Raw genomic sequence first — 5,952 nt, 5'->3', positions numbered from 1 at the left:
ATTTTATTTATGATCATTTATAAGAATTTAGACAGATTTATCGGAGAAGAATATAAAGAAGAATCCTCGTGAATATTGCGATTATTTTGGGTTCGATACATCACCCCTCGTTAACAAAAATTTTGCCCAACACTTATTGATACGTAGTGTTTCCCTTCATTGAGTTGATTTACGTGAAGAGCCTTTGCCGATTGCTGATCCAGATTATCACCATCATGTAGATGGCTAATCCAAGTGCTACCATCCTTCAATTTTTTAAAACAATTGGAGCAATTGAGCATTATTATATCGTGAGTGGCTGCCGTGTGAGCGCATTGGGACAAAACAACGGTTGCCAAGTCTTTAGTATTCAAGAGGGAGAAGCCAATATCAATGGCTTTAAACGCAAACGCCTTGCCGCTTTGCGCCATGAAGAACGCGAGGATTTTGCTAAAGGCATAGTTCCTAGCGAAACGCATATTTTTGCGCCCTCAAAAGGCAAAACAAGCTTTACCTTTAAAAGCTACTATGCTCCCATTGCTGATATTCACTCGCTTTTATTGACAAAAGAAAAAACCGTTAACGTTACCCGCGGTGCGGTTGCTGCAGGGCGTGATGGTGTTCCTGATAAAAGCATCACCTCTTTTATCAAAGTTGTTCAAGGCAATAAGGAATTTAAAGAAGGGACTGATTTTAAAAAGACAGGAGACACCATTGATTGGGCGCCTGTGGGCGATGAACCTGCTGGTGGGAGCACCTATAAAGTCACTTACCGTTATCGTGCACAAGTGACAGCCGATAAAGTAACAGCACAGGAAATCACTGTCTCAGGGGGTGCTGAGGGCGGTGATATTATCGTCAGTTACACGTACAAATTGCCCCGTATTGACCGTATAGGTCTCAATACAGCGGGCAATGTGGTTTATATCAAGGAGATTTCGGCAGACGATCCCATGGCACCGAGCGTTCCTGATGATGTGTTATCGCTTGCAACGATCACCAACAATTGGCTTGAAACGCCGCTTGTTGTCAATGATGGCACACGCGTTGCCCCCTATGATGAGATGTGGCGTTATTTTCAACGGGTGCTTTCGCTTGACCGGTTGATGCAGTTAGAGCGCATTAAAAGCAATGTCGACTCTAAAGAGCCCGTTGCCAAAAAAGGCATGTTTGCTGACCCTTTTCTTGATGACAGTTATCGAGATGAAGGCTTTCAACAAACAGGGGCTGTTGGCAACGGTATTTTACAGCTTGCTATTGATCCCACATTCTATACAGCCCCTTTAAAAGCGCCTGTCACCCTTGACTGGACAAATGAAGTGATCATTGCGCAAGAATTGACAACGGCTTGCGAAAAAATCAACCCTTATCAAAATTTTGCGACTTTACCCGGTACAGTAACACTCACACCTGCAACAGACTTTTGGCATGTCCAGCGCACTGATTGGCTCTCAAGCGTGACCAATCAACTGTTCATGGGGACGCATCGTGGTAGTAGCATCCGTAAGACGGAAGTGCGTGATAACTTGGTCAGTGAAACCTTAGAACAAATCGATTTTTTAAGACAAATTGAACTTGGCTTTAAAATTGAAGGTTTTGGTAAAGGGGAAATTTTGACAAGTCTTACCTTTGATGGTGTGAGTGTCTTGCCAAAAAGTCGCCTTGTCGCCGATAGACAAGGCACCCTTGAAGGAACTTTCACGATTCCTGAAAACATTACTGCTGGCACAAAAAACGTTATGGCGCGGGGAAAAGGTGGAACAATTGCAACAGGGCTTTTTACTGGGCAAGGCGTGATTGATGTGAAGGTGATGCGGCGTACCACAACGGTGAAGATATGGACGCAAGTGGACCCACAAGCGCAAGTCTTCACTCCTGATGAAACAAGGCAAATAACAGGGATTGACTTTCATCTTTGTAAAATCGGTGATCCTGATCATGATCTCGTAGTTGATTTGGTCACCACAGAAAACGGTTATCCGACCGCTGATGTTCAAGCGCAAAGTTTTTACTCCATGAAGGGCGCAAAGCTAGGGTGGGCAGAGGCACGCTATGATGTGCCACTCCTTGTCCCCGATGATCGCTTAACAGCTTTTGTCATTAAAACCGATGATAGTAATCACTCCGTTTCCTTGGCAAAGCTTGGGAGTTTTGATGCAGAAAAGCAGAGAGTTGTCTCGAGCCACCCTTATGTGACCGGTCCACGCTTTTCTTCTGTTAATGCGCAGACATGGACTGCCCATCAAGATGAGGCTTTAGCCTTTCGGGTGTTGGCAGCACGCTACACACAAACAGAAAAAACCATTGATCTTGTTGACTGCTCTGATTTGCAAGTGCGTGCAGCCATTGAATTGCCTTCCAGTGATTGTTCTGTCATCTTTGAAATTGAGAGAAACAACGGCACAATTTATCAACTATTGCCCTTTCAATTGCTAAGCCTTACTGAATATATCAGTGAAAAAGTTAAGCTCCGCGCCATTCTCAAAGGCACAGAAAAACTCTCACCGGTTTTGTTCGCTCCAGTGCAATTGATTGCAGGAAAAATTCATAAAACAGCCACTTATGTCACCCGTGCTTTTGCCTTTGGCGAAAAGGCAAGGTTGACCAGCTATATCAAAACCTTTTTGCCTGGTGGAGCAACCTTTTCACTGGAGATGCAACTGGATGATGGTGTTTTCACCCCTCTCACATTAGAGGAAACAGAGCAGTTATCCGAGCCGCTTTGGACAGAGCGAAAATTTGTAAGTCACGACAAAACAGCCAAACAGGCGCGCTTAAAACTCACGCTCACCGGTGGACCAGCAGCGCGGTCAATGCTGCGTGATTTTGGTGCCGGCATCTTGTGACATCTTTCTCGCTTTAAAAGACGAGGTTTTAGGCTGCTTTAGAGACTTGGAGAACAGACATGGAAAAAACAAAAAAGCTTGAAATGGAATTGCCGAAAGAAGGGCGTTTTATCAGTTCTGAATTCCCCATTTTGCGGGAAAACTTAACCAAAATTGATCAGGCAATCACGGAAGTTGAGGAAAAGGTAGACCAAAAAGCGCCTTTAAAACATACGCACACTATAAGTGATGTTACAGACCTTGAAGCAGCCCTTAAAGGTAAAATGGCAGCGGATAAAACCTTCTCCTTTGCTGATTTGGGTGATATCGAAGGTGCACAAGATGCCGCCAACAATTATGTTCTCTACAAAGCAAGCAACAATCATTTTACCTTTGGCAGTGCGATATCTTTGCTTGGAACGCACCAGCATAAAACCGAAGATATTGTCGGTTTAGACGAATTTCGAGCCAAGATTAATCAAGATCTGACAGCCTATGGGCGCTTAGCCAGCTCAAATGAATGGCAGAATTACAACAAATTTACCAGCAAAGTCACTATGAGTGGTGATTTGGAACTCATTGGTAATTCCTCGTTTAGCCTCACCCATAATGGTGAAGTGATCACAAACTTAAGTGCGAGTGGTAGCTTGCTTAAAGGACCACTGAAAGTTGATGGTGATGTTGTTTATACCAAGGCGCAAGTGGATGCAGCTATCTTGGTAGAAAGAGAAAAAATTAAAAAAGATTTGATTGAGAATATCATTAATTGGCCGGCTCTTGCCGATGCTGAATTGCTCTATACGCAGGATGGAAAAATTGAATGGCCAGACTGGGTAACCGATAAAACCAAAGTAGAAATCCAAGCATGGGGTGGTGGGGGTAGGGGTGGGAGCATTATATTTATTATGTAATAAATAGGTTATATAAAAGTTCGGGAATTTTGATTCCATTGATTCTTTTAACTTTTTTCCTGTCTATCCCGACCCTTTTTGAAGCTTTTTATCGCTTATATGTATTCATATTTATTCAAATATGGAATCAGAATTTCCAGTATTCTGTTTGACACTTATTATCATTTTCCGTATAGTAATAGTATACGAATAGGAATGGTAATGGCAATTGTGAGCTTTAAACATAAAGGGTTGAAACTATTTTATACGACTGGTTCTACAAAAGCTATTCAACCAGCCCACACAAAAAAGTTACGTGTTATTTTAACGGCTTTAACAAGTGCTACATGCCCTGAAATGTTAAATGCCCCTGCCTTTAAAATGCACTCTCTTAAAGGTGAACTTACTGGATATTATTCTATATGGGTAAATGGCAATTGGCGTGTTACCTTTCGCTTTATTGGAACAGATGTTGAGCTTGTTGATTATCAAGATTACCATTGATGAAAGGAATTAAAAGGATGATGCATAACCCCGCCCACCCAGGTGAAGTTCTAAAAGTAGCTTTCTTGGAAGAAATGGGGCTAACAATACAGAAATTAGCTGACCATCTCCATATGACAAGGGCTTCTCTATCAAGAGTTATTAACGGTCGTGCTTCTATAAGCACTGAGCTTGCAATTAAATTAGAATTAGCTGGTTTTAGTAAAGCGAAATTTTGGTTAGATATGCAAACAAACTATAATTTATGGCAAACAATGCAACGGGTACAACCACCCATTTGTCCTCTGGTTTCTGATTCTGTTCAAACGCCGCTTTGATTTCATCAATAATTTTTTTGAAGCTTTTTTATTGCTTCTATTGCTAGTCGTTTTCTATCCGCCGTTTTAGTATAGAGTGAAGCCATTTTATCTTCTGTCCAGCCAAAAAGCGCTTTCATTTGTGAAACCGTAGCGCCTGCATTAGCTGCACGTGTTGCTGCTAATTTTCGCAATCCGTGCGCTGATTTTTTAATACCCGCCGCATTACATGCTTCACGAAATAGGTTGCCAAAACTTTCTTTAACCAGCTTATTTCCACCTTTACCACAAATGAATGTTTCATTACCTATGGGACCAATTTTAAGGGTTTCCTCTAGTTCTGGTAAAATCGGAAGAAAAACATCTGTTTTAAATTGGCTCTTTTCTGTTTTGAGGTGGATAATATTATCTTTGACGTCTTTCCAACCAATGCGAACAGCATCACCACGGCGCAAGCCTGTGTAAAGAAGAACATCAATCCAAACACGTTCATGTGTACCATGTGACCAACGGTGATAATATTTGTCTATGTCCTCTTCTAGCCATGGCAGTAATCCCTCACTGTTCAAAGATTTTGGTGCTTTAATATTAAAAGCAGGATTTCTATTCAAAAGAGCATTATCAACAGCCCAATTGAAAAGACCGTTTAAAGCCGTTAAAAAATGCTTTGCTGCCGCGGGGGTATCTCGCCTTCTGTCTACGGCGTCAAGGATATGGTGTCTTTCTATGCTTTTATATGCACGATCACCAATATGTTTAGAAACATTATTTAAAATTCTATACTTAACTTTTTTAGTCGATTCTGATTGATTATGCCATTGCATGCTTTGTAAATACTGATGCAGCAACCAATTGAAAGACCCTTCTATAAGTCTGGTTTGTTTTATTTTCTTGGAGGTGCCATTTTGCGCTTGTTTAATAGCCAGCGTATAATTGTCAACAAACTCTTGCGTTCCATAGGTTCCTTCAATCCGAAATCGTGGTCCATGATTAATACGTACATACCATATGATTTTTCCATGGCGTGTGCGTTCACGAACAAGATGTGGTGGACGACGCTTTGGCATGGCTAAAACTTTATATCGCCAACAGAGGGGCAAGATTTATTGTTGCTATATTCTTCTTGTTCATTTTCAAGCGGTGGAAAATCGTCAATGCTATAAGTATTATCTGTCGGTTTGGGTGGGGTGATTTTATTGATATGAATTAATAATTCCCCTGTAGGTTTGATTTCTATTAATTCACACCCTTGTTTTTTAGCTTCTCTTAAAGCCCGTGCAATAGTTGGTTGCGTGATGGTCGGTGGGCGGTGTGGCATATCTCTTCTCCTTAAATTTTGGGTGCAATTTGCCTGTGGCGTGAAGCACGCATGTGTTGACGGTTTTTAGAAAAGGGTGGGGGGTGCTAGGAGGCTGTGAATGCACCCCCATAAGGGTTAAGCGGCTTTTGTCGAGAGTT

At 41.8% G+C, this 5,952-nt stretch carries 4 protein-coding genes and 2 pseudogenes; 4 read left to right on the top strand and 2 right to left on the bottom strand.

Features of this window, described 5'->3' with window-relative positions; translation table 11 throughout:
* Nucleotides 1-281: 281 nt before the first annotated feature.
* From MCQ_RS08475 to MCQ_RS08460, 4 genes and pseudogenes are all read left to right on the top strand, one after another.
* Nucleotides 282-2,825 (top strand): annotated as a pseudogene (locus MCQ_RS08475) (DUF4815 domain-containing protein); the annotation flags it as partial.
* Between the two features lie 59 nt (nt 2,826-2,884).
* Nucleotides 2,885-3,694, top strand: a pseudogene (locus tag MCQ_RS08470) (Bgr_08870 family protein); the annotation flags it as partial.
* A gap of 222 nt (nt 3,695-3,916) precedes the next feature.
* Nucleotides 3,917-4,198 (top strand): type II toxin-antitoxin system RelE/ParE family toxin, encoded by a 282-nt coding sequence (locus MCQ_RS08465; RefSeq protein WP_006924779.1) that lies wholly within the window; start codon nt 3,917-3,919, stop codon nt 4,196-4,198.
* Nucleotides 4,199-4,215: 17 nt separating this feature from the next.
* Nucleotides 4,216-4,515 (top strand): HigA family addiction module antitoxin, encoded by a 300-nt coding sequence (locus tag MCQ_RS08460; protein ID WP_006924778.1) that lies wholly within the window; start codon nt 4,216-4,218, stop codon nt 4,513-4,515.
* 5 nt (nt 4,516-4,520) lie between these two features.
* Here MCQ_RS08460 and MCQ_RS08455 read toward each other — a convergent pair whose 3' ends face one another.
* Together MCQ_RS08455 and MCQ_RS08450 are read right to left on the bottom strand one after the other, a co-directional pair.
* Nucleotides 4,521-5,561: a tyrosine-type recombinase/integrase gene (locus tag MCQ_RS08455; protein WP_006924777.1), complete on the bottom strand. Its 1,041-nt coding sequence runs from the start codon at nt 5,559-5,561 to the stop codon at nt 4,521-4,523.
* A gap of 2 nt (nt 5,562-5,563) precedes the next feature.
* On the bottom strand, nt 5,564-5,812 hold the full coding sequence (locus MCQ_RS08450) for a hypothetical protein (RefSeq protein WP_006924776.1): 249 nt from the start codon (nt 5,810-5,812) through the stop codon (nt 5,564-5,566).
* Nucleotides 5,813-5,952: the final 140 nt, after the last annotated feature.

It is taken from the genome of Candidatus Bartonella washoeensis Sb944nv (genome assembly GCF_000278135.1).
GTDB lineage: Bacteria > Pseudomonadota > Alphaproteobacteria > Rhizobiales > Rhizobiaceae > Bartonella > Bartonella washoeensis.
This window is presented reverse-complemented; position numbering and strand designations above follow the sequence as displayed.

Excerpts from the sequence above, each read along its gene's own strand:
- MCQ_RS08455 (WP_006924777.1), bottom strand. The coding sequence starts at position 5,561 with ATGCCAAAGCGTCGTCCACCACATCTTGTTCGTGAACGCACACGCCAT.
- MCQ_RS08460 (WP_006924778.1), top strand. The coding sequence starts at position 4,216 with ATGATGCATAACCCCGCCCACCCAGGTGAAGTTCTAAAAGTAGCTTTC.
- MCQ_RS08465 (WP_006924779.1), top strand. The coding sequence starts at position 3,917 with ATGGCAATTGTGAGCTTTAAACATAAAGGGTTGAAACTATTTTATACG.
- MCQ_RS08450 (WP_006924776.1), bottom strand. The coding sequence starts at position 5,812 with ATGCCACACCGCCCACCGACCATCACGCAACCAACTATTGCACGGGCT.